The sequence below is a fragment of the Lentzea fradiae genome, from assembly GCF_900100955.1.
In the GTDB taxonomy this organism is placed as follows: Bacteria; Actinomycetota; Actinomycetes; order Mycobacteriales; family Pseudonocardiaceae; genus Lentzea; species Lentzea fradiae.
Window position 1 is genome coordinate 231,890 of record NZ_FNCC01000006.1, and the last position, 25,651, is coordinate 257,540.

The window sequence follows — 25,651 nt, forward strand, 5'->3', positions numbered from 1 at the left end:
TGATGTTCAGGTTTCTTCTCGGGTCCGGGAACCCGCGTGCCGGGCTGGCATCATGCGCCCATGTGCGCTCATGTCCTCGTCGTGGAAGACGAGCCGAGGCAGGCGGAGCTCATCGGGCGGTACCTCGCCCGGGAGGGGCATTCGTTCGTGCTGGCCGGTGACGGCCGCACCGCGCTCGACCAGGTGCGCACGCGGCTGCCCGACCTCGTGGTCCTCGACCTGATGCTGCCGGGGGTGGACGGCTGGGACGTGTGCCGGGCGGTGCGCGCCGACCACCAGGACCTGCCGGTGCTGATGATCAGCGCGCGGGCGGCGGCCGACGACAAGCTGCTCGGGTTCGACCTCGGCGCGGACGACTACCTGGCCAAGCCCTACGACCCGCGCGAGCTGATGGCACGGGTGCGGGTCCTGCTGCGCAGGGCGGGCGGCGGGCCGGTGAGCAGGGTGCTGCGGGTCGGTGAGCTGGAGCTGGACCCGATGCGGCACGAGGTGCGGGTGCGCGGCCGGTCGGTGCCGTGCACCCCGGCCGAGTTCCGCATCCTGGCCACGCTCGCCGCGCAGCCGGGCCGGGTGTTCAGCCGTGCGCAGGTGCTGGAGGGCGCCTACGGCCTCGACGGGTTCATCTCGGAGCGCACGGTCGACGTCCACGTGCGCAACCTGCGCCGCAAGCTGGAGGAGGACCCGGCGGCGCCCGCGTACCTGGTGACCGTCTACGGCGTCGGCTACAAGCTGTCGGACGGCGGCGGTGAGGCGTAGGCCGCGCGGCCTGCTGGTCCTGCTGCTCATCGGGACGGTCCTGGTGTCCGCGTGCGCCATCGCCGCGACCGCGTGGCTGTCCGTGCAGAGCACCACCCAGACGCTGCGCGACGAGCAGGGACGCGACCACGAGGGCCTGGCCCGCTTCTACGACGCCCTGCTCGGCTTCGGCGCCACCCACCCGAGCTGGTCCGGTGTCGTGCCGCTGCTGGAGGAGCTGAGCGAGCAGACCGGTCTGCGAATCCGGCTCACCACGCCGGACCGGGTGCTGATCGGCGGTGTGTTCGACTCCGGCGACCCCCGGTTCCCCGAGCAGCCCGCCGCCGTCATCGACCCGCTGAACGTCGACGTGTCGCTGCGGCCGGGAAGCCCGCAGGACCGGATCGACCCGCGCGCGGCCGGGCCGCTCCGACTGCAGGACGCCGAACGCGCGGTCACCCGTGCCAACGCGGAGGCGGACGTCGCGTGCGCCCGCGAGAAGGGCGAGGCCGCGGAGATCCGCACCACCGAGCCGGGCCGGTCGTACGCGTGGCCGGTCGTGGAGGGGTGCTGGGCCTCCGACCGCACCACGGCCGCGGAGGACCAGGCCACCGGCCTGCTCAACAGCTATCTGGAGCGATGCCAGGACGAGACCGGCGCACCCCGCCGTCCGGTGACCCTCAGCCGTGACGGCGAGTTCGACTTCCTCGTGGTCGAGAGCGGCGTCGAAGCCATGCGGAAGTGCGTAGCGGTGGCGCGGCGCGCGCTGCTCAGCCCGTACGTCGCGCCGGCCGCGCTGCTGTTCGTGGCGGAGGACCCGGCGCCGTCGCGGACCGTCGTGGGCCTGCCCGCGGCGGGGGCCGCGCGGATCGCCCTGGCCGCGGCGCTGGTCCTGGTGCTCGCGGGACTCGTCAGCTACCTGCTGGCGGGGCGGGTGCTGCGGCCGCTGGCGGTGCTCACCTCGGCGTCGCAGCGGATGCGCGCGGGCGACCTGTCCGCGCGGGCCGAGGTGCGGGCCCGGTGGGAGGTCGCCGAGCTGGCCGCCGCGTTCAACGACATGGCGGCGCACCTGGCGAGCGAGGAGGCGGTGCGCAAGAACCTCGTGAACGACGTCTCGCACGAGCTGCGCACCCCGCTCGCCACGATCCGCGGGTGGCTGGTCGCCGCCCAGGGCGGTGTCGCCGACCTCGACGACGAGCTGCTCCAGCTCCTGCTGGACGAGACGCTCGTGCTGCAACAGCTCGTGGACGACCTCCAGGAGCTCGCGGCGGCGGACGCGGGTGAGCTGCGGCTGCGGCCGGAGGTCGTGGACGTCGCGGAGCTGGTGAGCCAGGTGGCCGCGGCGCACCGGGCCGAGGCCGAGGTGCCCGGCGACGGCCTGCTGACGGTCGTGGACCCGTTGCGGCTGCGGCAGGTCATCCGCAACCTCGTGGTGAACGCCGTGCAGCACACCCCGGAGGACGGCCGCGTCGTGGTGCGGGCGAGACGATCGGGGGACGAGGTCGTGATCGAGGTGGCCGACACCGGGCACGGCATCTCCGCCGAGGACCTGCCGCACGTGTTCGACAGGTTCTGGCGCGCCGACCGCTCCCGCACCCGTGCCACCGGCGGACGAGGGCTGGGCCTCGCGATCGTGAAGCACTACGTGGTCGCGCACGGCGGCACGGTCGACGTGTCCAGCGAGGTCGGCGCCGGCACCACCTTCGTCGTGCGGCTGCCGGCCAAGGAACCTGAATGACGTCTACTCAGGTCCTTCACATCCTTCGGGAAGTCTTGCCGCCATGAGACTTCGGCACATCGCCCTGCTGCTGGCCGCGGTCGCGGTCGTCGCGGGATGCACCACCCGGCAGGAAGCACCGCCCAAGGTGGCGACGCTGGAGACCGGCCAGGCAGGCGCGCCCTCCGCGGCGGCCGAGTCGGCGAAGCAGACCTCCCGGCCGCGGTTCCGCCTCGACATGACCCCCGAGGAGCAGGACCGGCTGTCCCATGCCTACGACAGCTGCCTGAACGAGCACATCGGGTTCACCTCACCGCCGCCGGGCAGCTCCTCCGACATGGCGCCCGCGCCGATGAGCGCAGAGGAGCAGCGCAAGTACGACGAGGTCGAGTCCTCCGGCGTCTGCCTCGACAAGAAGCCGTTGCCCGCCTGGGAGTACGACGTCGCCAACCCCGAGGCCGTCGACTTCGCGCAGAAGGTCGTCCGCTGCCTGCGCGACAAGGGCGTGCGGTACGTGGAGGTCGCGCCGGCCGCTCCTGGCGAGGACCGGGTGTCGCTCTCGCTGGGCGGTGAGCAGAACGACTCCGCGTCGATCTCCGAGGGCATGCGCCTGATCCCCCAGTGCGAGAAGGAACTCGCCGCGGGCGGCAGCCGATGAGAGCACGCCGGCCGTGGCTCGTCACGGGCGCGGTGCTGGTCGTGGCGGGGGTGGTGGCGGTGGCCGGGCTGGTCCTCTCCCGCCAGCGCCCCGCCGACCCTCCCCCTGCCACCGTCGCCGCGCCGGAGCTGACCGAGCTGGTGCGCACCGACCTCACCAACAGCCTGACGTTGCAGGGGGTCGTCGGGCACGGGGCCAAGACCACGTTCACCGGCCGCAAGGAGGGCACCGTCACCGCGCTGCCCGCGGCCGGGGCGACCGTGAGCCCCGGCGAGGCGCTGTACTCGGTGAACGCGAAGCCCGTGCCGCTGATGAAGGGCAAGCTGCCGCTCTACCGCAAGCTCGACCCCTCGGTCCCGCCCGGCCCGGACGTCGCGCAGCTCAACGACGCCCTGCGGGCGCTGGGGTACGTGACCGGCCGTGGCGAGAAGTACGGCACCGAGACCGAGGCCGCGGTGAAGCGCTGGCAGAAGAAGCACGGCCTGGAGCAGACCGGTGCGCTCGACGTCGGTGACGTCGTGTTCCTCCCGGACGCCGTGCGCATCGCCGCCGTCACCGGGCAGGTCGGCGGCTCCGCGACGACGGCGCTGTTCTCCTACACCTCGACCGCCCGCGGCATCACCGCCGAGATCGACCCCGCGAAGGTCGACGTGGCGACGCTGAAGCCCGGTGCCGCCGCGACCGTGCGGCTCCCCGGTGGCCGTGAGGTGCCCGGCACGCTCGGCGAGCTGACCACCACCGGCGAGGAGGGCAAGGAGACGCAGGCGGTCAGCGTCGTCGTCGAGCAGCTCGACGGCGTCGACAGCGGCCCCGTCGTGGTCCGGGTGGTCACCGAGAGCCGCACCGGCGTGCTCGCGGTGCCGGTGACGGCGCTGCTCGCGCTGAGCGAAGGCGGCTACGCGCTGGAGGTGGCGGACCCGGCGGGCACGACGCGGCTGGTGCCGGTGCGCACCGGGCTGTTCGCGGGTGAGCTCGTCGAGATCACCGGTGACGGCCTGGAAGCGGGCATGAAGGTGGTGCGGGCGGCATGACCGAGGTCCTGGTGCTGACCGATGTCAGCAAGGTCCACCCCGGTGGCGTCACCGCGCTCGACTCGGTGTCCCTGCGGGTCCGGCGCGGCGAGATGCTCGCCGTCGTCGGCCCGTCGGGGTCGGGCAAGTCGACGATGCTGCACGTCATGGGGACGCTCGACCGCCCGTCGTCCGGCGACGTCGAGGTGGACGGACGGCGTATCGCCGACCTGCCGGACCGGGCGCTCTGCGCGTTGCGGGCACGGCGGATCGGGTTCGTGTTCCAGCAGTTCCACCTCACCGAAGGCGTGACGGCGCAGGAGAACGTGGCCACCGCGTTGCTCTACGCGGGGCTGCCACCGGCCCTCCGGCGCACCCGCGCGCTGGAGGCGCTCGACCGCGTGGGTCTCGGCCACCGCGCACACCACCACCCGCACCAGCTCTCCGGTGGTGAACGGCAACGGGTAGCCATCGCGCGGGCCATCGCCGGTGACCCCGCGATCGTCCTGGCCGACGAGCCGACCGGCGCGCTCGACACCGCGAACGGCCAGGGCGTGGTCGAGCTGCTGCGGGACCTCAACCGCGACGGCGCGACCATCGCCGTCATCACCCACGACCGCGACCTCGCCGCCTCGCTGCCCCGCCGCGTGGAGCTGCGGGACGGCCGGATCGTGGCGGACGTGCGCGCCGCGGAGCAGACCGTGCGGCTGGGGGTCGCGCGATGAGCGACGACCTGACCAGGCCCGTCCGGCTGCGCCCGCTCGACCTGCTCCGGCTCGGCGCGGGCGGGCTGCGCACCCGGCCGTTGCGGGCTTTCCTGTCCGCGCTCGGCATCGCGGTCGGCATCGCCACGATGGTGGTGGTCGTCGGCATCCCCGCGTCCGGGCGGCTCGCCCTGGACCGCGAGCTGTCCGCCCTGGGCGTGAACCTGCTGCTGGCCCAGGCGAAGTTCGACGAACGCACGCAGCGGCTCCCGCCAGTGCCGGAGGAGGCCGACGCGATGGTCGCCCGGATCGGCCCGGTGACCGCCGCGGCGGCGGTGGCGAACACCTCCGCCTCGATCCGGCGGACCGACGCCGTGCCGCCCGAACGCGGGTCCGGCATCACGGTGCTCGCCGCGCGTCCCGGCCTGATGCCGGTCATCGGCGCGGGCGTCGCCTCCGGGGAGTTCCTGACCGAGACGTCGTCCGCGCTGCCCGTCGTGGTGCTCGGCGACAAGGCCGCGACCCTGCTCGGCATCACCGACGTCTCCCGGCAACGGCCGGTGGTGTGGATCAACGACCGCTGGTTCACCGTGACCGGGGTCCTCGCCCCCGCGCCGCTCGCCCCGGAGGTCGAACGGGCCGCGCTCGTCGGCTGGCAGGCCGCCAAGACGTGGCTGGGCTTCACCGGGCACCCCACGACCGTCTACGTCCGTGCCGCGGAGAGCCAGGTCGAGCAGGTGCGGAAGGTCCTGGCGGCCACGGTGTTCGCCGAGAGGCCCAGCTCGGTCGTGGTGAGCAGGCCCTCGGACGCGCTGGCGGCCAAGCGGATCACCGACACCGCGTTCTCCGGCCTGTTCCTCGGCCTCGCCGGGGTCGCGCTGCTCGTCGGCGGGGTGGGCGTGGCGAACACGATGGTCGTGTCGGTGCTCGAACGCCGCCGGGAAATCGGCCTGCGCCGTGCCCTCGGCAGCACCAGGGGCCAGGTGCGCGGGCAGTTCCTGACCGAGTCGGCGCTGCTGTGCCTGGGCGGCGGGCTGGCGGGAGTGCTGCTCGGGACGCTCGGCACCGTCGGCTACGCGCTGTCGCGCGGCTGGCCCGCCGACATCCCGCCCGCCGCGCTCGGGCTGGGTGTCGGGGGCGCGTTGCTGATCGGCGTGCTCGCGGGGCTCTACCCGGCGGTGCGCGCGTCGCTCCTCACCCCGACGGAGGCGCTCGCGACGCCGTGAGCCGTCACCAGTCGCTGCCGGGTGGCCGCAGGTCCGAGAAGCGGACGGCACCGCGGATCACGGCTTCTCCCGTTTCCAGCGAGTAGTAGCCCTCGTGCTCCGCCTTCTTGACCAGCTTGCCGATCTCGCGGTCGGACAGCTCCAGCGCGTCCTCCTCGCGCAGCCGGTCGAGCTGGTCGTTGGTCGCCGCGACGATGGCGGTGCCCAGCAGACCGCCGATCATCGTGCCGGACCGCGTCGCGCGGCGTCCGCCGGAGACGACGAGGTCGCCGAAACCCAGCTGCCGCAACCGGTCCGCCTCGCGCTGACCGGCGCGGGCGCCCTTGTACGCCACCAGTGCGAGGGCGCCCGCGGCGGCGGTGCCCGCGACGACCGCCGCCTTCTTCAGACGCGCCTTGCGCACCGCCTGCCTGCCCGGCGCGTAGATGACGGCGGGGTTGCGCAGACCCGGCAGGTCGACGGTGAACAGCGGGACCACGTCCGCAGAGGACAGATCGAGCTCTCCGTCCGCGGGCACCGCCACCGTGTAGTAGGCGCCGATGTCGTCGTCACGCGACACCTGGTGGCCGGAGCCGGACTTCTCCAGTCTGAGCAGGAACTCTCTCATCCCATTGTCCACGATCGCCTCCCGCGGCTCTAGAAGTTCGAGTCGAAGCCGAGTCCTGAAGGGTCTTGCGCGTCTCCGCCCACCGGAGAACCGTCCACGTACGCGTCGTAGATCCGGGTGATGTCGGCCGGGAGGTGCCCGGCTCCGCCGACACCCTGCAGCCACTCCTCCAGCGGACGGCCGCTGCTCGCGTGGTCGGTCGCGATGTGCCGGTAGAACGCGTACGCGAGACTCCCGACGACCACACCGCCGACACCCGCGGCGGCTGTCTCCACCCGGCGCCACCGCCATTCCCGTTCGATGTCGCGCCACCAGTCGTGCGAGTACCACCCGCGTGGCACCAGCCGGCCGCGGACCTGCCCTCCCGGGAAGTGGTGCGGCGTCTCCTCGGACGCCGTCGGCGACGCGACCAGCCTCCGTCCGCCGTCGAGCGCCTCGATGCGGTGCTCGATGCGGCCTGCCAGGTTCCGGTAGGACATCCCCGGAGGTTCCTCGGCGGTGACGCCACCGAGCTCGTTGGCCGCGTGGATCTGGTTCCTCGCGAGGAACAGCTCTTCCCGCACGACCTCGTCGGCACGCTCACCCGCCGGGTTCTGGTCCACGACCTCCTCGGCGATGCGAAGGGCCTCGCGCACGTCGTCGAGAACCGTTTCCCTGATCCCGCGGTGGCCGCCTTCGGACAACGCGGCCTCGGCGGCGTCGAGCTGCTTCTGCAGCTGGGCGAGGCGGCGCAAGGTCTCCTCGTTCTTCGGTGAAGAGGAATCGATCATCGCGGAACCTCCTCGTGCGCCAACGGTTTCAGGCTACGCGGGTGGTACGGGGACAGCAGGTCATGATCGGGTCGTGGCATTCGGAATCCTGATGCGGTCCCTCTCACCTGAGAAGTTCGGGAAGAGGGCGCAACCTTCCGTCCGGGACAGGGCGTTACCTCCCCGTGAATGCCCGTGGGAAACGGACCCAGGACGAACGCGAGGACCGGTTCGCGGCGTACTTCGCCGCCAGATCCGGTGCGATGCGGGCCACCGCGTACCTGCTGTGCGGTGACTGGCACCGCGCGGAGGACCTCGTCCAGACGACGTTCGTGAAGCTGTACGTGGTGTGGCACCGCGTCGGTGAGGAGGAGCGGCTCGACGCCTACACGCGCCAGATCCTCGTGCGGACGTTCCTGGACGAGACGCGGCGCGGGTTCTTCCGGCGCGAGCGGCCCGTCGCCGACTTCGCGGACCGTCCGCTGCCGGCGCCGGGCGACCACGTCGAGGACAGGATGCTGCTGGTGCAGGCGCTCGCCGCGGTGGCGCCGCGGCAACGGGCGGCTCTGGTGCTGCGGGTCTGGGCGGACCTGTCCGTCGAGGAGACCGCGAAGGCGATGGGCTGCGGCACCGGCAACGTCAAGAGCCAGCTCGCGCGCGGTCTCGCCGCGATGCGCGCACTGGCGCCGTCCGTCAATGCGTGACCGGAGAGGGGTGCGGGGAGTGGACGAACGCGAGCTGCGGACGGCGATGGACCGCGTCGTGGCGGTGGAGCCGCCACCGATGGAGGAGGAACCCGTGCTGAGCGCGGGGCGGCGGGCTTTGCGACGGCGGCGCGCGGCGCGGGCGAGCGGCTGGAGCGCGGCGGCGGCCCTGGTGGTGACGGCCGGGGTGACGACGCTCGTCCCGTGGCAGGCCCAGGAAGACCTGGCGCAGCTCGCGGTGGCACCCGCGGACAAGGGCGTGGCGCTGGCGGAGGCACTGGACGCACTGGCACCGGCCGGGTACGGGACACCGGGCGACCTCACGGGAACCGGTGACTTCGCCGGCCGCACCCTGAAGAGCCACAAGACCATTCCCGTCGCGGAGACCGGCGGCAGGTACCACGCCGCGGGCACCCCGCTGACCAAGGACGGCGCCGTCGGGGAGCTCCTCGCCGCGGTCTACTCGCCGGGGTGGGCGACCGGCGACGGCTGCGCGATGACGGGCGTGGTGTGGGACTCCACGACCGCCCGGTGCACCGAGGTGGAGGTCGACGGGAAGAAGGTCGCGGTCGCGGACGTCACCCCGCCGCCGGAGGACCTCCTGCCGCCCTCGCAGTGGGCGGGCTACCGGCACCCGGACGGCACCGCGGTGTTCGTCATGCAGAGCCCCGGTGCCGCCCGGTCGGGACGTCCCGCCCTCGGTGGGATGCCGATGACCGCCGAGCAGCTGGCCGCCGCGGCGGTCGACCCTCGGCTCAAGGTCGAGTGAGGCGGGCGCGCAACACGTGCGCGTCCAACGGCAACGCGTGCGTCTCGACCAGCTCGAACCCCGCTTCCGCCAGCAAGGCGCGGTAGTGCGACTCGGAACGCTCGCGTCCACCGGTGTTGCACAGCATGTGGATGTCCCACGGGACCGCGAGGGAGTCGGTGCCACCGGTCTCCGGCAGCAGCCGTTCGACCACCAGCAGTTCGGCGTGCGCGGGCATGTCGCGCGCGCACGTCGACAAGATCCTGCGGCACTCGTCATCTTCCCAGTCGTGCAGCACGCGCGACAACAGGTAGATGTCGCCGTCACCGGGGACCGACCTGGTGAAGTCACCGGGGAGCAGCTGGACGCGGCCCGCGAAGGCGGCGAGCCGTGACCGTGCGGCGACGAGCGCGTTCGGCAGGTCCAGCAGGACGCCGCGCAGCGACGGGGTGGCCTCCAGGACGTGGGCCAGCAGCTCGCCGTTGCCACCGGCCACGTCGACGACCGTGCGCGCACGGGAGAAGTCGACGGCCTTCGTGACGCCGGTGAACATGGCGTTGCTCGCCGCCATCGCCCCGTGGAACAGCTCCGCAAGCGCGGAATTCGCTGCCAGGTGGGCGAAGTGGTGCAGGCCGAATGCCCTCGCGTACGACTCCTCGCCGGTGCGGACCGCCTCGGCCAGCCAGGCGAAGGAGCGGTAGAACGGGCCGCCGTACATCAACGCGAGCGGCCTCATCGAGCCCGTGACGTCCGAGCGCAGCAGCTCCCCCAGCTCGGTCAGCACGTGCCCGCCACCTGACTCCCGCACCAGGCCGAGCGAGGCGAGGTAGCGCAGCAACCGGGCCAGGCTCCGCGGGTCGGTGCTCGTCCTGGCCGCCAGCGACACCAGGTCGGACGCGACCGCGAGGTGGTCGAACAGGCACAGCTCGGCCGCGGTGGCGATGGCCTGCGTCGCCCACGCGCCGGTCATCAGGCGCAGCACCGAGGTGCCCGCGCACGACTCGCGCTGGTGGGTGGCCTGCAGCTGCGGGAACCGGCCCGTGGCGACGAGCTCCAGGCGGCGGAACGCGGGATCGGCGCCGTGCTCGTCGCGGAAGTACAGCACCGTGCTGTCCGCGTACTGGTTGTAGCCGCCGCCGTCTGGACGCATCGTGCCGGTGACCATCGTGCGCAACCCGCGCAGCACCACGGGATCCGGCCGGTGCACGGCCAGTGCGACGTGGTTCTCCCGCCCGTGCCGGCGTTCGTGCTCCGCGATGTGCGCCAGCGACGGCGGCGTCACCATCACGAAGATCTCCAGCTCGCACGTCCTGCCGTCGCGGGCGGTGACGGGCGCGCGCACGATGCCGACCCGCAGGTCGGCGACGGGCACGGAGTACCGGTCGCTCAGCCGTTCGCGGACGACGACGCTGGGCGTCATCGCGCCCGCCTCGACTCCGAGCGAGGAGAGCTCGTCCGCCAGGCCGGTCACGGTCTCCGGGAAGATCAGCAACGCGACGTGGTCGAGCGTGGCGTGCCGGGACACGGCCGCACGCTCCTCCGGGGTCAGCGACGGCATGGCGGCCGTCAGCGCCGAGTCGGTGTCGTGCGCGCCGATGAGCGCCATCGCCGCGGTGAGGCGAGCGGCGTCGGCGGCGGCGAGGACGGGGGTGCGGGTGGAGATCATGGTGAGTGTTCCCTGGTCTCAGATTCCGACGTAGTGCTCGGCGAAGAAGTTCTGGTGGGCGCGGCAGTCGCGCAGGCTGTGCAGCCGCGCACGGCGCAGGGCGCGCTGGAAGTCGTCCCCGTGCGGGTGCAGGAGGTCGATCATCCAGCGGGAGAACTCCTGGGCCCGCCACACGCGGGGCAGGCAGGTGCGCGAGTAGGCGGCCAGCGGTCTTTCGTCACCCCTCAGCGCGGCGGTGAACGCGGTGGCGAGCACCTCGGCCTCCAGGATCGCGAGGTTGGCGCCCTTGGCGGCGGACGGGCTGATCAGGCTCGCCGCGTCGCCCGCGAGGAAGAGCCGGTCGTGCTGGAAGGTCTCCCCCACCTCGGACCGCAGCCGCACGATCCGCCGTTCGAGCACCGGTCCCCGCTTGAGCTGCCCGAACGCGCCGGTGCGCAGGCGGTCGTCGAGCGCCGCCCAGATCCGGTCGTCCGGCCACCGCCCCGGCTCGTCGCCGGGAGGGACCTGGAGGTAGTAGCGGGTGACCTCGGGGCTGCGCGCCATGTGGCCCGCGAACCCGTCGTCGTGCACGGCGTAGGTCACGGCCGCCATGCTCTGCGGTGCTCCCACGAGCACGGCCAGCCAGCTCACGCCGTGGTCCTGCCGGAGCCGCCGGGCCGGAACCGCGTGGCGCGTCACGCCGTTGCTCCCGTCGCACCCGGCGAGGAACCGGCCGGTGGCGACGCCCTCGCCCCGTTCGTCGCGGTAGCGGACCGTGGCGGTGTGCGGGTCGACGCCGGTGATGGTGGCGCCGAACCGGATGTCGCCACCGCGGGCGAGGTACTCGGCGACCAGATCCGTGACGAGGTCCTGCTGCGGGTACACGGTGTGCACCTCGCCCGTGCCAAGCCGTGAGTAGTCGAGCTCGAACTCGCCGTCCTCGCCGCGGAACGCGCAGACGCCGTGCGACCATCCTTTGTGGAGCATCCCGGCGCCGAGGCCGTGCTCGGTCAGCACGCGTGCGCTGTTCGGTCCGAGGAACCCGGCCCTGGCCCTGGTCTGCACCTGCTCACGGGTCGCACGTTCGACGACGAGTGTGTCGATTCCCTGTGCGCGCAACAGGTTCGCCAAGACGAGTCCTGCCGGCCCCGCTCCGGCGATGAGCACGGTGGTGTGGTCGACCACGCCTTCCGGTCCTCTCTGCCGATCGTGTGACAGAACTGGACAACACCCGCCGGGGCCGAGGCGAGCGGCTCGCCGGGGGCCAAGATCACGATCACTCCATCGTGTCGCGAGGCATCCGTCCGAAACCCGCCGGACTCCCGCCCGTCCTCCGGCCAGAGTGGACGGCATGGGATCACTCGAGGGGAAGACGGCTCTGGTCACCGGCGGCAGCCGGGGCATCGGAGCCGCGGTGGCCGCGAAGCTCGCCGTGCTCGGCGCACGGGTCGCGGTCACGTACCAGAACACCAAACCCGAAGGCGTCACGGCGATCCGGGCCGACAGCGCCGACCCGGACGCCGTGGTCGCGGCCGTCGAGGAGGCCGCGGCCGGGTTCGGCCGGCTCGACGTGCTGGTGAACAACGCGGGCGCGTTCCGGGTCGGGCCGCTGGAGGAGCTCGGCCGGGAGGAGTTCGACCACACGATGGCGGTGAACGTCCGTGCTCCCTTCCTCGCCGCACGGGCCGCCGTGAAGCACATGCGGGAGGGAGGGCGGATCATCAGCATCGGCAGCAACGTCGCGGTGTACGCGCCGTTCCCCGGCTTCGCGCTCTACTCCGCCAGCAAGACGGCGCTGATCGGCATGACGAAGGGGCTGGCCCGCGAGCTGGGCCCGCTGGGGATCACCGCGAACGTCGTGAACCCCGGTCCCACCGACACCGACGCGAACCCGGCGGACGGGCCGATGGCGGACACGATCCGCGGCCTGACGGCACTGGGGCGGTTCGCGGCCCCGGAAGAGATCGCGGAGGTCGTGGCGGCGCTGGCGGGAAGCGCCGGTGCGTACGTCACCGGCGCGAGCATCAACGCCGACGGTGGTTTCACCGTCTGAGTCCCGCTACTCCCAGGTGACGGGAAGGGCGTGGACCCCGTAGATGTTCATGTCCGTGCGGAGCCTGACCTCCCGTGCCGGGACGGCCAGCCGCAGCGAGGGGAAGCGCCGCAGCAGCCCCTCGAACCCGGCCCGCATCTCGACGCGGGCCAACTGCTGGCCGAGGCACTGGTGCACGCCGTGCCCGAACGCGAGGTGCCCGCGGGCGTTGCGGTGGACGTCGAGCGAGTCGGCGTCCCCGTACCGCTCCGGGTCGTGGTTGCCGGCGAGCAGCGACAGCACGACGGTCGAGCCGGCGCGGATCGTCTCGCCGTGGAACTCGATGTCCTCCACCGCGTAGCGGAAGAAGATGTCGACGACGGTCAGGTAGCGCAGCAGCTCCTCGACGGCGTCGGGCACCAGTTCCGGCGCCGTCCGCAGCGCCTCCGCCTGACCGGGGTGCTCCAGCAGCGCGAACGTGCCGAGCGCCAGCATGTTCGCGGTCGTCTCGTGCCCGGCGAGCAGCAGCAGGAACGCCATGCCGGTCAGTTCCTCGACGCTGAGGTCCTCGTCGCGGGCGAGGTCGGACAGCAGGTCGTCGGCGGGTTCGGCGCGCTTGTCCGCGACGAGCTGGGCGAGGTACGTGCTCAGCGCCACGTACGCCGCCATCTTGTCCTCCAGGGCGATGTCCCGCTCCATGAACCGGGACGAGTTCGTCTGGAACGTGTCGCGGTCGGCGTAGGGGACGCCGAGCATCTCGCAGATCACCAGTGACGGCACCGGAAGCGCGAACTCGCGCACCAGGTCGACCGGCGGGGTGAGCCCCGCCAGGTGGTCGAGCCGCCGTTCGACGATCTCGGCGATGCCCTCCTCCAGCGCCTTCATCCGCCGCACGGTGAACGCGCCGGTGAGCTTGCGCCGCAACCGGGTGTGGTCCGGCGGGTCCATGCTGATGAACAGCCCCGGCTCCTGCGGGGACGGTTCGGTGGCGGGCGGCATCCCCGGCGTCGGGAACGGCATGTGCAGGGGGCCGATGTCCTGGCGCGAGCTGAACCGGGTGTCCGCCAGCGCCTGTCTGACCGCCTCGTAGCCGGTTATCAGCCAGCCCTCGTGACCGTCGGGGAAGAGCATCGGGCTGACCGGGTGGGTCGCGCGCAGCGCCGTGATCGCGCCGGGCGGGTCGAACGGTGTGACATCGCGGTCCGTGGGAAGTCCGTGCAGCACGACAAATCTCCTTCAACGGGTGGGATTCACGGTGGAAGAGCTTCTTGGACCACAGGTGGCCGTGACCGCGTTCACGGGGCCCGCCGGACGGTGATGTCGCCGAAGGACGTGTGGGCCATGACCTTGACCGTCTCGGCGGAGTCACCGGGACCGTCGCTGCTCTCCAGGGAGCTGGTGACGCGGCCGAAGCCGGTGTGGACCTCCAGCCAGGCCGCCGACCCGTCGGCGATCCCGACCTCGATGCCGCCCATCGCGGTGTTCAGCGTGGCGGTGTCGCGCACGACCTGACCGACGGTGATGGCGCCCATCGCGCTCTTGGCCTCCAGCGCTCCCTCCGCCCGTTCGACGGTGATGTCACCGCTGGCCGCGCGGACCCGCAGCTCGCCGCCGACCGTGCCGACCTCGGTGTTGCCGTTGGAGTTCTTCACGGTGAGGCAGCCGGTGACCGCGCCGACGCGCAGCGACCCGCTCCCGGTCTTGACCTTGGCGTCGCCGGTGACGGCCCCGACGTCGACCTGACCGGCCCCGGTGTGGACCCGCAGCGGGCCGGTGCGGTCGACGTGGACGTGCCCCGCCGACATGTCGATGTCGGTCTCCCCCAGCACACCGCTGGTGCGGGTGCTGCCCGCCGTCACGTCGGCGTCCACTTTGGACCCGGTGGGCAGCTCGACGACCACGTCGACCGAGCGGGTCTTCTTGGAGAAGTCGAACGTCCGCTTCGGGCCGCGGACGGTCAGCACGCCGTCGGCGTAGTCGACCCTGGTCTTCTGCGCGGCCTCGACGTCGGAGCTGTCGGCCGGGTCGGACGGCCGGACGTCGACGACGGTGTCGGTGCGGTTGCTCGCGACGATCTGCACGAAGCCCGCGTAGAGGTCCAGGAGCACGGAAATCGGTTGTGGCGTCTCGAATTTTGGCATGGCTGTCCCCTCAGAAGGTGTAAGAGCGACGTCTCCGCAGGTGGGAGAGGCGAGGTGGAGGAACGGGGTCAGCGGACCCAGCCGACGAACCGCTGTGTCGCGGGCAGGCCGCCCGTGCGCGGTTCGAAGCCGTCCTTCCGCGCGTTCAGCTGGGCGGAGGCGGCCCGCACGAGCCAGGCGTTGACCGACCGGCCCTCCTTGGCCGCGGCCTCGTCCACGGCGGCCTTGAGCGCCTCGGGCAGGCGGACGTTGATGCGCACGGTGGCGCCGTCCTCGAAGCCGGCGGCGTCCTCGGCGGGCGCGGGCTCCGGCGCGGCCTCCGCCCGCGTCTCGGGCGCCCGGCGCGTCACGACGAACTCGGGGTCACGGCCCCGCAGCAGCACCTGCACCGAGTCCGGCGCGAGGTCCGCGGTGATCTCGTCGGCGGCGGCCGACAGCGCTTCGAGCAGCGCCAGCCGGATCGCCGACTCCATCGTCACGGTCAGCCGCTCGACCAGCGCGCTCGCCTCGTCACCGCCGGTCTCCACGGCGGCCACCAGTTCGCGTCCGAGCGAAGCCACGTACGGGGTCAGATCCATGACGCCACTATGGCACGGCGTGGCATCACCGGCAAGCATTTCTGGCTCAGCTTGGCATCATTTTGGCTCAGTGCAGGTCAGAGGCTTGTCTCGAAGGCTCCGGTGAACGCGGCCAGCGTCGGCGTGCCCTTCTGGCGGTCGAGAACCGCGAAGACGACGTGCTCGAGGTAGCGGTTGTCGCGCAACGCGATCCGGAACGCCTCGGCGACCACGGCCGGGTCGTTCGCGAACACCCCGCAGCCCCACGCGCCGAGCACGAGCCGCCGATGACCATGCGACGCGGCGACGTGCAGCACGCGGATGGCCCGCCGCAACACCAGGACGGGGATGTCCGCGGCACGTTCGGGCTGGCTGCGCAGCACGGCGCCGCGGTTGGGCGCCGCCGCCGTCAGGAAAGACACCTCGTACGGCCGTTCCAGCAGGTTTCCCTTGTCGTCGCGGAACACCGGCACGCGCGGCGAGTAGATCACCCGGTCGCTGTAGGTGAGGTCTTCGTGCGCGCGGTGGTAGCCGTAGAAGTCGGCGGCGGCGCGCAGGCACGGGTAGAGCGCCGACGACCGGGCGAGGCTCTCCTCCTGGGCCTGTGCGCCGTTGAGGAACCCGCCACCGGCGTTGCGGGCGGAGGCGAAGTTCAGCGCGGCCACATCGCCACCGAGACGATGCGCGGCCACCAGGGTGGACTCGCCGGTGACCTCGATCCGCGTGCCCGGCACCTCCGCGGGCAACGTCAGCACCTCGTCGGGGAGGTGGAGCCGGGTCCCCGAGACCGCGGCGGCGACGTCGATGACGACCTCGCCGGCGTCACTGGAGTAAGAACCGCGTTCCGCGATCTCGACGGTCTCGCGGGCGATCGCACGCAACCTGCTGCTCATGATCCGACGAGTGTGGCGGGCGGCGACAAACGCGCCAAGCGGTTAAATCCGCGCGTAGACCTCGGCCACGGCGCCGAACGCGGCCTTGGGCTCCCAAGTGCCGTCCTCGAACACCTTCACGACACCGACGCTGGCCATGTCGAGGTCACGGCCGGGGTCGCCGGGCCGGTGCGGGTAGTTGGCGAGCGCGAACAGGTAGACGAACGCGCCGTCGACCCCCTCCGCCTCGAAGGTCTCCAGCACCTCACGCAGGTACGTGGCCTGCTCGGCCTCGTCGCGGACGTAGCCGTCCTTCACCCGCACCGGCCGCCCGGTCTCGTCGTGCTCGACGATCTCCATGCTGCGCGGCGCCATCGCCCCCGACCCGCGCCACGGCGCCGTGCCGAAGCCGGTGATGGCGACCGGTTTCCCTTGCGCCACCACGTTCCTGATGCTCGCGGCGTACACGTCGGCCACCTCGGCCGACCGGATCAGCTCGAACGACTTGATGTCGAACAGCGTCCAGTCGGGGTTCTCGAACGGGATGCACGCGTACGTCAGCTTGCCGCCGAAGTGTTGCCGCACAACGGTCACGGCCTCGGCGAGGAACGCGTTGAGCCGTTCCGCCGCTTCCCGCATCCGTTCGGGCCGCCCCAGCGTCCGGCCGAGGCGGTCGCCGACGTCGTCGCCGGGCAGGAAGCCGGAGTTCATGATGCTGAGCTCGACGCCGGTCACGAACACGACCTCGGCGCCGGTGCTCCTGACCCGTTCGGCCCGGCGAGCGCAGTCCGCGAAGAGGCCGAGGATCTCGTCCGGCGCCAGCTCCAGCGGGTAGGGCGAGAACCAGACCTCCAGGCCCAGCTCGGCGGCGGTCTCCGCGGCCCGTTCGAGCCGCTCCGGATCACCCCCGACGAGGTGGACGGCGGTGCAGTGCAGGTCGTCCCGGATGGCGGTGAGGTCGCGGCGGACCGCGCCGAGGTCGAAGTCGGGCAGGGAGATCTCTCCGTGGCGCACGAAACCGGTGTCGTACGCGATGCCTTTGGCTCGCATGGCCCAAAGCTACGCGAGAAAAGTGCGTGCACGCAAGTTTTCTTGTACGCAGTTATGTTGGCCAGACGAGCAGCACCGGGCAGGGTGCGTGGTCGACGACGAACCGCGTCGCCGGACCGAGGCTGCGCGGACCGACATGGCCGACGTCCCGGCACACAACCAGCAACGACGCGTTCGTGGCCGCTTCGACGACTTCGTGCTCGACCCTGCCGACACGGGCCTCTTTCGCGCAGGGCCGTCCCAGCCGCTCGGCGGCCGCGTCGAGCAGGCTCTCCGCGTGGTCGGCGGCGAGGCCGTCCAGGCGGGTGCCGGGGTCGCGTTCGGGATGACCGCGGCCGAGGAGCCCGGCGAACGCCCCGTGCGCCGCACCGGGCACGTCGTGGTCGCTGACGTGCAACAGCAGGACGTCCCCCGAGCAGCCGCGGGCCGCGTCGACGCAGTCCTGCCAGGTGTCGTCGGCGACCCACACGACCACCGTCATGCCGTCATCCTCCGATCAGGTGCAGGGACGCCCACAGTGCCACGACCGCGCCGACGAGCGTGGCAGGCACGGCGAGCAGGCCGAGCCTCGTGAACTCCCCGAGGTTCACCTCGGTGTCGTGGTCGTGCACGATCCGCCGCCACAGCAACGTCGCCAGCGACCCGGCGTAGGTGAGGTTCGGTCCCAGGTTCACGCCCAGCAGCACCGCGAGCACCACCCCCGGCCCGGACGGCGCGACCAGCGGCAGCAGCACGAGCACCGCGGGCAGGTTGTTGATCACGTTGGCCAGCACGGCGGCGACCGCCGCGACACCGAGCAGCGCGAGCAGCCCGTGACCGTCCGGGACCAGGTGCGCGAGCAGGTCGTCGAGGCCGTTGTCCACCACCGCCCGCACCACCAGCCCGAGTCCGAGCACGAACGCGAGGAACGGCAGCGAGGCCGCCCGCACGAGCTTGCGCGGGGTCGTGCGCCTCCTCGCCAGCGCCCGCACCGCCAGCGCCACCGCGCCCGCGCACGCCGCCCACGCCGGGTCGATCCCGGTGGCCGACGCGACGACGAACCCCACCAGCGTCAGCCCGACCGTCGCCAGCGCGAACACCGGCAGCTCCGGCGCGGGAACGGTCTCCGGCGGGTGCACCGGAGCGTCCAGGTCGCTGCGGAAGAACCTCCGGAACACCAAGTACTCGGCCGCGATGGCGACCAGCCACGGCAACGCCATCAGCGCCGCGAACCGGGTGAAGCTCAGCCCGCTGGACGCGAACGCCAGCAGGTTCGTCAGGTTCGACACGGGCAGCAGCAACGACGCGCTGTTGGACAGGTGCGTGCACGCGTAGACGTGCGGCTTCGGCCTGATTCCGAGCTGTGCGGCCGTCGCGAACACGACCGGCGTCAGCAGCACGACCGTCGCGTCGAGGCTGAGCACCGCCGTCGTCACCGACGCCGTGACGAACACGCCGCCCAGCAACGTCCGCGGTCTGCCACCGGAGGCCCGTGCCATCCAGGTGCCGCAGGCGTGGAAGAGCCCTTCGTCGTCGCAGAGCTGCGCCAGCACGAGGATCGCGGCCAGGAACCCGATCACCGGCCCCAGCCGCACCGCCTCGTCCACGGCGTGCTCGACGGGCAACGCCCCCACCAGCACGACCAGGACCGCCGCGGGCACGGCCACGGCCGCCTCCGGCCAGCCCCACGGTCTGACGACCGCGCACACGAGCACAGCGACGAGCAGCAGCACGGACAGCGCCAGCACGGTTCCTCCTGCGCCGGCACCGCCCCGGCTGGCTCCCACGTCTCTACCACCGCAGAGGTTAAGACCTGCGCAGGGCCGTCCGCCGATCGAGTGCGCGCCCGATCGGATGATCTCCGTAACACCTCTTCACCAGGGACGATTCGCCGTACATGAGACGATTAGCCGCACTGCTGCTCGCCCTCGCCCTGGCCTCCCCCGTCCCGGCCCTCGCCGCGGACGCCCCCGTGGCGACGATCCTCTCGCCGACCGCCGACGCCTCCGTCCCGCTGAACGAGCCGCTGCTCGTGGTCGGCGGCGCCGTCAACGGCGAGTCCGGCGGTATCACCGGCGTGTCCTTCTCCACCGACAGCGGCACCAACTGGAGCCCAGCCACCACTCAGGGCGAACGGTGGTCGGTCACGCTGTGGCCGTCCGTCCCGGGCCCGCTGACGATCCTCGCCCGCGCCCACACGGCGTCCACGACAGGCCCGGCCACCGCGTCGCGCACCCTGCACGTGGGCGGCACGACCGTGCCACCGCTGTCCGGCGAGACCCCGCTCTTCCTGCACGAGACGCCCAGCACGTCGATCGACGACGCCGACACCGAGGCCGTCGAGCTCGGCGTGCGCACCACCGTCGACCGTCCCGGCTCGCTCACCGGCGTGGTCATCCGGCGTGGCACCTACACCGGTCCCGTGACGGCACACGTCTGGTCGTCCAACGGCACGCTGCTGGCCGCACAGGAAGCTCCCGGCGCCGCGCACAGCCAACGGATCGACTTCACCACACCGGTTCCCGTCGCGCCGGGCGCCGAGTACGTCGTCTCCTACTACACGCCGTCAGGTGGTTACCGGGCAACGGAGAACTACTTCACCGGCAACGTCGTGCAGACCCCGTTCACCTTGCCCCCGAACGCGGGCGTGTACCGCTACGGCGGCGGCTTCCCGTCGGACACGTGGTTCGGCAGCAACTACTGGGTGCAGCCGGTCTTCACGCCATAGGCACGCGGCGCCGCCGCACGTTCTCCGCGCCGCCGGTCGCCTCGATCAACCGGACCAGCGCGCGTTTCACGGCGTCGTCACCGTGCATCGCCGCAGCCGGCGGCTGTCCTCGACCAGCCGTCGGCTCGCCGCTGTTCGGCAGGCCGTTCCCCTGGACGGCCCTGTTCCGAAAGGACTGAGCGGACACCCGTGTCCGGCAGGCGGAATCCGCCAGCCCCGCCACCTGCGAAAGTAGGGACATCCCCCTGCTCCAGTAGGTGATCGGGACCACACCGGCGCCAGTATCGTCACCCGCGTGACGCGGGCGGAGGACCTGGGGCCGGTGCTGCTCGTGGCAGCACTGGAGAGCTGGCGCGACCTGCCGCTCTGGCCCTTCGCGGTCGCGGCCCTCACCGCCCTCTACCTCCACACCCGCCACCGCCTGGCAAGAGCGAGAGCCGAGCAGGAAGAACGCGAACGAGACCTCCGCGCCGAACGCGCCCGCACCGAGGAACGCACCCGGCTCGCCTCCGAGCTGCACGACGTCGTCACCTATCGCCTCAACCTGATGGTGCTGCACGCCGGCGCGTTGCGAATGGCCGCGAAGGACACCCAGGTCCGCGACGCCTCCGAAGAGCTGCGCACAACGGGCCGCCAAGCGCTGGCCGAGATGCGCGACCTGATCAGCGTCCTGCGCTCCGGCCGCACCACCCGCATCCCGGACGTCCTGCCCGACCGCCTCTCCAGCCTGGTCGCCGACTCCGGCCTGGAGATCACCCTCGTCGAGCACGGCAACACCGACATCATCTCCCCCGCCGTGCGCCGCACGATGTACCGCGTGGTCCAGGAATCCCTGACCAATGTGCACAAACACGCACCAGGCGCCCAAACCGAGATCACGGTCCACTGTGGACCGAACGTCGTCCGCGCCGTCATCCGCAACACCGCCCCGCCATCAGCCCCGGACACCAGACCGGCCCCCGGCACGGGCCTGCTGGGCCTGCGCGGCCGCGTCGAGGTGGTCGGCGGCACCCTCACCGCGGGCCCGACCGACGACGGCGGCTTCGAGGTGAACGCGACCCTCCCCGCGTCCGTCCCGACCTAACCCACCGCGAGCGCGATCCGCCGCCGCGCCAGCAACCGCGTCTGGTGCACGTCCGCCCCCACCCCGAGCCCAGGCCGCCGCTCGAACCGGTCGTAACTGCGGCTGAGCAGCCAATGCGCGGCCTCCGGCGTGATCGGCTCCAGCCGCACCTGCTCCCGCAACCGCCCCAGCGCCCCCTCCACCTGCCGGGTGAGGAACGCGTTGCGCGTCAGACTGCCGCTGATCTCGTCGACCATGAACACCATCGCGTGCCGCGCGTCCCCGTACGCGTACCCGCACAACAACGTCAGGTACCCCGCGTCGATCGACCGGTCCCCGATCCAGCACTCCCCGAACCGCAACGCCCCCAGGTCCCACCGCGGCGCCCCCTGCAGACAAGCCGCCTCCCGGGCCCACCGCCCAGGCCGCCCCGGCAACAGGTGCCCGAGTGCCGTCAGCAACGCCGCACTGCGCCGGCTCGGCACTTCCCGCAGGTGCGCCACGACGCCCTCCCACAGCTCCTCGTCCCCGGCGAACGGCCCCGCGAACGCGCTGACCAGCAACTCCACCTCGAGCGGATCGGTGAGCTGCGGCAACGGACGCCCGGCGTCGACCACCGCCTGCTGCATGGGGGTCAGCCTCGTCCGCATGCCGCGACATTAGGCCGATCAGCCCAAAGAGACGCCGTCTTGGATCTTCCCCGAGTCGCGGTTCACCACATCAGGTCACCACCGCGCACCCCCGGCACCGATCACTCAGCTCCCCCACTTTCGCCCACGAAACTCGTTTGGGTATAACTTGATCGAGTGACCGTGGTCACGCTGAGCAACAGTGGGGGACTGGTGCCATTAGTACAGGACAAAGCCGCACATCTCTTGCAGGAGTCGCGGCAGAACACGCTGCACTCGCGGCTGGGCAAGGCTTACTCCGCCACCCACTTCAAGGCGTTCAGCGCGGCCGAGTACCGGTCGTGGCAGCACAGTCTCAAGGCACTGCTGGAAGTGTTGGACGAGGCGGGGCTGCACGAGAGCCACGTGCTCCTGGAACATTCGCTACCACGCTCGTCACTGCGGGTCGACGCCATAGTGTGCGGGCTCCGGCCGGACACCGGTCGCCCCTCCTACGTGTTCGTCGAACTGAAGCAGTGGAGTCGTGTGCACTCGGTCGAGGGATGTCTCGTCCGGCAGCACGAGAACGACGAACCCAGGCTCCACCCAGCGGACCAGGTACGGGACTACTGCCGCTATGTCGCCCATTCACTCCAGTTCGTCGCGGAAGAGAAGGAACTGGTCAACGGCCTCGCGTACCTGCACAACGCGAACCGGCGGGACATCAGGGCGCTGGAGCGCCACACCGCGGACCGGTGGGGCCGGATGTACACGAAGGACGACCGCTCCGAACTGGTGCGGGACTTGACCCTGCTGCTCGACGGCGAGCGTCGTCACGAGGAGAACCGCGCCGCCGCGGAGCGGTTCCTCAAGTACCCGGCACGCCCTTCCGCGCAGTTCGTCGAGATCGCCAAGAACGCCGTCGGACAGCGCGAGCTGCTGCCGCTCGTGGACCAGCAGATGACCGCCTACCAACTGGTGAAGACCGCACTGACCAACGCGAACGAGGGCTCCCGGAAGAAGGTCGTGATCGTCGTGGGTGGTCCCGGCTCCGGCAAGAGCGCGATCGCCGTGAGCCTGCTGGGCAGCCTCGAGGAACTGGACCTGCGCGGCTACCACGCCACCGGCTCCAAGTCGTTCACCGAGACCCTGCGCACCCACCTGGATCCGCGACGTCGCACCGGTGTGTGGCACCTCTTCAAGTACAACAACGACTTCCGCGAGAACCGCAACCACGGGGTCGACGTCATCGTCAGCGACGAGGCGCATCGGCTGCGCCGGTCGAGCACCTCTCCGGGGACGAGGAGGAGTGACGAGAACGCGGTGCCGCAGATCGCGGAGCTGATCACAGCGGCGCGCGTGCCCGTCTTCCTGCTCGACGACAACCAGCGGGTGCGGGCCGACGAGGTCGGCTCGGTCGCCGAGATCACCAGGATCGCCCACGAGCTCGGCTGCGAGGTCGAGAAGATCAACCTGCGCGGTCAGTTCCGCTGCGGGGGCAGCGCCACGTTCGACCACTGGGTCGACCGCCTGCTCGGGATCGTCGACGAGCCGCCCGTCGTCTGGTCCGATCTCGTTCAGGACGACCGGTTCGAGGTGCACGTCGGCGACAGCCCGCGCGACATGGAGAACTGGTTCCGGGCTCGCCGGACGCAGGAGCAGACGGCGCGGATGACGGCCGGCTTCTGCTGGGACTGGCCTTACGACCACCGGTCGAAGACCCCGGACATCGTCATCGGTGACTGGCGGCGGTGGTGGAACCTGCGCAAGGAGGCCGCCGACGGTCCCGCGTCCACGTTCTGGGCGACGGACCCCAGGGGCGCCCGGCAGGTCGGGTGCGTCTACACCGCACAGGGTTTCGAGTACGACTGGGCGGGGGTGATCTTCGGGCCTGACCTGGTGTGGCGCGAGGGCGGGTGGGTGGCCCGCCGGGACAGGTCCCGCGACGGCAAGGCCAAGGCCGATCCCGCCCTGTTCCCCGAGCTGGTGCGCAACGCGTATCGCGTGCTGCTGACCAGGGGCATGCGCGGCGTCACCATGTTCTCCGTCGACCCCCGGACACAGGAACACCTTCGGACGATGGTCGGCCCGCAGCGCACGTGATCGGCTAGCCTCGGGTCGCGGCCCGCCAGGCACCGGATCCCGTAGCTGCCTCCACCCGCATGTGGATCACGCATGCCCAGGTGGGGGAACCAAGAGTGGCTCTCGTTCGCAAAAGCGCCCAGTCGCTGCTCGAAGACGCACTGGCGGACCGGCTGCACACGCTGCTGGAGGACCAGGCACGGATCCAGTTCGAAGCGGGCGTGGGCAAGGGCGAGGTCCGGTCGTGGCGGAACAGCCTGCCGACGTTCCTCAACGACCTCGTCGACGCCGGTCTCGGCCACGTCGAGGTGCTGCTGGAACACAAGCTGCCGCACAGCCCGAAGCGCGTGGACGTGGTGCTGTGCGGGCGGAACCCCCGGACCGGCCGCCCCTCCTACGTGCTCGTCGAGCTGAAGCAGTGGTCCAAGGCCGAGCCGTACGCCGACGACCTCGTCAAGGTCGAGTTCTACCCGCAGCCCGTGCTGCACCCGCTGGAACAGGTGCGCCGGTACTGCGAGTACCTCGTGGACTCGACTCCCGCTCTCGCCGAGCGGCCGGACTCCGTGCACGGGGTGGCCTACCTGCACAACGCCCGCAAGGCCGGCGTCTGGAACATCACGCGCTACGGCGTGGACGACTTCGGCGAGCTGTACACGCTCGACAACAAGGGCGAGCTGGTCAACCGGCTGCGCACGTTGCTGGATCCCGACGCCGCGACTCGTGACCACGCCCGCGACGCCGCCGACGAGTTCCTCGGCATGCGGCACGCACCGTCGAAGCCGCTGCTCACCCTGGCGGCGAAGGAGATCCAGGAGCGTGAGCAGTTCGTGCTGCTGGACGAGCAGCGGGTCGCCTACAGCCTGGTCCGCAGGGCCGTGGAGAAGGCACGCGCCTCGCGCACGCAGACCGTCGTCATCGTGCTGGGCGGCCCCGGTTCCGGCAAGAGCGTCATCGCGTTGAGCCTGCTCGGCGAGCTGGCCCGTCAGGGCAGGGCGGTCCTGCACGCCACGGGTTCGTCGTCGTTCACCAGCACGATGCGCAAGCACGCGGGCAGCCGGAACAAGCGCGTGCAGGCGATGTTCAAGTACTTCAACAACTTCATCGACGCCGAGCCGCGTGACCTGGACGTGCTGATCTGCGACGAGGCCCACCGCGTCCGCGAGACCAGCCTCAACCGCTACACGAAGCGGGAGGTCCGGGAGAAGGCACGCCGGCAGATCGAGGAGCTGATCGACGCCGCCAGGGTGCCGGTCTTCCTGCTGGACGAGAACCAGACGGTGCGTCCCGGCGAGATGGGCTCGCGGGTGGAGATCGAGGCTGCGGCCGAGGCCGCGGGCTGTGACGTGCAGGTGGTGGAGCTGGGCGGGCAGTTCCGCTGCGGCGGCTCCGAGTTCTTCGACTCGTGGGTCGCCAGGCTGCTCGGCGTCAAGGGCACGCCCGTGCAGTGGTCGGACCTGGTCACGCGCACCGATGACGAGTTCGTCGTGCGCAGCGCGGAGTCGCCGCGCGAGATGGAGTCCTGGCTCCTGGACCAGCGCGAGAAGGAGGGCGGCACCGCGCGGATCGCGGCCGGCTACTGCTGGAGGTGGAGCGACCCGATCACCGAGGACGGGACGAAGGTGCTGGTGCCCGACGTGCGGATCGGCGACTGGCACCGGCCGTGGAACGCCAAGCCGGAACAGCGCGTCCCCGGTGTGCCGGCATCGCACTTCTGGGCCAGCGACGAACGCGGGTTCGGCCAGGTCGGCTGCATCTACACCGCCCAGGGTTTCGAGTACGACTGGGCCGGCGTCATCTTCGGCGAGGACTTCGTCTGGCGCGGCGACCACTGGGAGGCACGGCGCGAACACTCCCACGATCCCGCTGTGAAGAAGGCGGACGAGCTCCACTTCGCCCGGTTGATCCGCAACACGTACAAAGTGCTGCTCACCAGGGGTATGCGAGGTGTCTGCGTCTACTCCGAGGACGAGGAGACCCAGAACCACCTCCGGAGCTTGGCGAGGTAGTGCCGTGCCACTCTGACGGCGTAAAGGCAC

Annotated in this window: 25 protein-coding genes; 13 read left to right on the forward strand and 12 right to left on the reverse strand. The window is 71.6% G+C overall.

From position 1 onward, the window contains the following. Positions 1 to 60 precede the first annotated feature (60 nt). The 6 genes from BLT23_RS15635 to BLT23_RS15660 are packed head-to-tail and all read left to right on the forward strand — an operon-like array spanning position 61 to position 6,050. Positions 61 to 756: a response regulator transcription factor gene (locus BLT23_RS15635; protein WP_090049818.1), complete on the forward strand. Its 696-nt coding sequence runs from the start codon at positions 61 to 63 to the stop codon at positions 754 to 756. Beyond that, on the forward strand, positions 746 to 2,473 hold the full coding sequence (locus tag BLT23_RS15640; protein ID WP_090049820.1) for a sensor histidine kinase: 1,728 nt from the start codon (positions 746 to 748) through the stop codon (positions 2,471 to 2,473). The genes BLT23_RS15635 and BLT23_RS15640 overlap by 11 nt, the downstream gene beginning before the upstream one ends. A gap of 43 nt (positions 2,474 to 2,516) precedes the next feature. After that, entirely contained in the window at positions 2,517 to 3,110 is a 594-nt protein-coding gene (locus tag BLT23_RS15645) for a hypothetical protein (protein WP_090049822.1), read from the forward strand. Then, a complete protein-coding gene (locus BLT23_RS15650; protein WP_090049824.1) occupies positions 3,107 to 4,141 on the forward strand; it encodes a peptidoglycan-binding protein in 1,035 nt (344 codons plus the stop codon). Before BLT23_RS15645 ends, BLT23_RS15650 begins: the two co-directional genes overlap by 4 nt. Further along, positions 4,138 to 4,845 (forward strand): ABC transporter ATP-binding protein, encoded by a 708-nt coding sequence (locus BLT23_RS15655; protein ID WP_090049826.1) that lies wholly within the window; start codon positions 4,138 to 4,140, stop codon positions 4,843 to 4,845. The genes BLT23_RS15650 and BLT23_RS15655 overlap by 4 nt, the downstream gene beginning before the upstream one ends. After that, complete coding sequence (locus tag BLT23_RS15660) at positions 4,842 to 6,050, forward strand: ABC transporter permease (protein WP_090049827.1); 1,209 nt, start codon at positions 4,842 to 4,844, stop codon at positions 6,048 to 6,050. Before BLT23_RS15655 ends, BLT23_RS15660 begins: the two co-directional genes overlap by 4 nt. 4 nt (positions 6,051 to 6,054) lie before the next feature. Here BLT23_RS15660 and BLT23_RS15665 read toward each other — a convergent pair whose 3' ends face one another. Then, a complete protein-coding gene (locus tag BLT23_RS15665) occupies positions 6,055 to 6,657 on the reverse strand; it encodes a hypothetical protein (protein ID WP_090049829.1) in 603 nt (200 codons plus the stop codon). Between the two features lie 29 nt (positions 6,658 to 6,686). Beyond that, positions 6,687 to 7,427: a hypothetical protein gene (locus tag BLT23_RS15670; protein ID WP_090049831.1), complete on the reverse strand. Its 741-nt coding sequence runs from the start codon at positions 7,425 to 7,427 to the stop codon at positions 6,687 to 6,689. A 164-nt stretch (positions 7,428 to 7,591) separates the two neighbouring features. Here BLT23_RS15670 and BLT23_RS15675 point away from each other — a divergent pair, with 164 nt between their 5' ends. Further along, positions 7,592 to 8,110, forward strand: coding sequence for a SigE family RNA polymerase sigma factor (locus tag BLT23_RS15675; RefSeq protein WP_090049833.1), 519 nt, complete (start codon positions 7,592 to 7,594; stop codon positions 8,108 to 8,110). Positions 8,111 to 8,129: 19 nt separating this feature from the next. After that, positions 8,130 to 8,879 (forward strand): hypothetical protein, encoded by a 750-nt coding sequence (locus tag BLT23_RS15680; protein WP_090049835.1) that lies wholly within the window; start codon positions 8,130 to 8,132, stop codon positions 8,877 to 8,879. Here BLT23_RS15680 and BLT23_RS15685 read toward each other — a convergent pair. Beyond that, entirely contained in the window at positions 8,866 to 10,524 is a 1,659-nt protein-coding gene (locus BLT23_RS15685; RefSeq protein ID WP_090049837.1) for a methyltransferase, read from the reverse strand. The genes BLT23_RS15680 and BLT23_RS15685 overlap by 14 nt on opposite strands. Positions 10,525 to 10,542: 18 nt before the next feature. Then, positions 10,543 to 11,688: a 4-hydroxybenzoate 3-monooxygenase gene (locus tag BLT23_RS15690; RefSeq protein WP_245743977.1), complete on the reverse strand. Its 1,146-nt coding sequence runs from the start codon at positions 11,686 to 11,688 to the stop codon at positions 10,543 to 10,545. 166 nt (positions 11,689 to 11,854) lie between these two features. On the opposite strand from BLT23_RS15690, the gene BLT23_RS15695 reads away from it, so the two are divergent. Next, positions 11,855 to 12,556: an SDR family NAD(P)-dependent oxidoreductase gene (locus BLT23_RS15695; protein ID WP_090049841.1), complete on the forward strand. Its 702-nt coding sequence runs from the start codon at positions 11,855 to 11,857 to the stop codon at positions 12,554 to 12,556. A gap of 6 nt (positions 12,557 to 12,562) precedes the next feature. On the opposite strand, the gene BLT23_RS15700 is transcribed toward BLT23_RS15695, so the two are convergent. The 7 genes from BLT23_RS15700 to BLT23_RS15730 all read right to left on the reverse strand — a co-directional run bounded on the left by BLT23_RS15700 (position 12,563) and on the right by BLT23_RS15730 (position 18,873). Further along, positions 12,563 to 13,759: a cytochrome P450 gene (locus BLT23_RS15700; protein WP_090049843.1), complete on the reverse strand. Its 1,197-nt coding sequence runs from the start codon at positions 13,757 to 13,759 to the stop codon at positions 12,563 to 12,565. Positions 13,760 to 13,830: 71 nt separating this feature from the next. After that, complete coding sequence (locus BLT23_RS15705; protein ID WP_090049846.1) at positions 13,831 to 14,676, reverse strand: DUF4097 family beta strand repeat-containing protein; 846 nt, start codon at positions 14,674 to 14,676, stop codon at positions 13,831 to 13,833. A gap of 68 nt (positions 14,677 to 14,744) precedes the next feature. Beyond that, positions 14,745 to 15,254, reverse strand: coding sequence for a ribbon-helix-helix protein, CopG family (locus BLT23_RS15710; RefSeq protein ID WP_090049849.1), 510 nt, complete (start codon positions 15,252 to 15,254; stop codon positions 14,745 to 14,747). A gap of 77 nt (positions 15,255 to 15,331) precedes the next feature. Then, positions 15,332 to 16,126 (reverse strand): TIGR02452 family protein, encoded by a 795-nt coding sequence (locus BLT23_RS15715; protein ID WP_090049851.1) that lies wholly within the window; start codon positions 16,124 to 16,126, stop codon positions 15,332 to 15,334. 42 nt (positions 16,127 to 16,168) lie between these two features. After that, the gene (locus tag BLT23_RS15720) at positions 16,169 to 17,155 is read right to left on the reverse strand and encodes a glycoside hydrolase family 113 protein (protein WP_090049853.1); all 987 of its coding nucleotides are present in this window, start codon (positions 17,153 to 17,155) and stop codon (positions 16,169 to 16,171) included. Positions 17,156 to 17,207: 52 nt separating this feature from the next. Then, complete coding sequence (locus BLT23_RS15725) at positions 17,208 to 17,636, reverse strand: universal stress protein (protein ID WP_090049855.1); 429 nt, start codon at positions 17,634 to 17,636, stop codon at positions 17,208 to 17,210. 4 nt (positions 17,637 to 17,640) lie between these two features. Further along, the gene (locus BLT23_RS15730) at positions 17,641 to 18,873 is read right to left on the reverse strand and encodes an SLC13 family permease (RefSeq protein WP_218133777.1); all 1,233 of its coding nucleotides are present in this window, start codon (positions 18,871 to 18,873) and stop codon (positions 17,641 to 17,643) included. A gap of 158 nt (positions 18,874 to 19,031) precedes the next feature. On the opposite strand from BLT23_RS15730, the gene BLT23_RS15735 reads away from it, so the two are divergent. Then, the gene (locus tag BLT23_RS15735) at positions 19,032 to 19,862 is read left to right on the forward strand and encodes a DUF4082 domain-containing protein (RefSeq protein WP_090049859.1); all 831 of its coding nucleotides are present in this window, start codon (positions 19,032 to 19,034) and stop codon (positions 19,860 to 19,862) included. Between the two features lie 295 nt (positions 19,863 to 20,157). After that, complete coding sequence (locus tag BLT23_RS15740) at positions 20,158 to 20,946, forward strand: sensor histidine kinase (protein WP_176946769.1); 789 nt, start codon at positions 20,158 to 20,160, stop codon at positions 20,944 to 20,946. Here BLT23_RS15740 and BLT23_RS15745 read toward each other — a convergent pair. Further along, on the reverse strand, positions 20,943 to 21,575 hold the full coding sequence (locus BLT23_RS15745; protein ID WP_090049864.1) for a hypothetical protein: 633 nt from the start codon (positions 21,573 to 21,575) through the stop codon (positions 20,943 to 20,945). The two genes, BLT23_RS15740 and BLT23_RS15745, sit on opposite strands and share 4 nt — an antisense overlap. A gap of 156 nt (positions 21,576 to 21,731) precedes the next feature. On the opposite strand from BLT23_RS15745, the gene BLT23_RS15750 reads away from it, so the two are divergent. Then, positions 21,732 to 23,636: a DUF2075 domain-containing protein gene (locus BLT23_RS15750; RefSeq protein ID WP_143035949.1), complete on the forward strand. Its 1,905-nt coding sequence runs from the start codon at positions 21,732 to 21,734 to the stop codon at positions 23,634 to 23,636. A gap of 95 nt (positions 23,637 to 23,731) precedes the next feature. After that, positions 23,732 to 25,621, forward strand: coding sequence for a DUF2075 domain-containing protein (locus BLT23_RS15755; protein ID WP_245743978.1), 1,890 nt, complete (start codon positions 23,732 to 23,734; stop codon positions 25,619 to 25,621). The last annotated feature ends 30 nt before the right edge of the window (positions 25,622 to 25,651 follow it).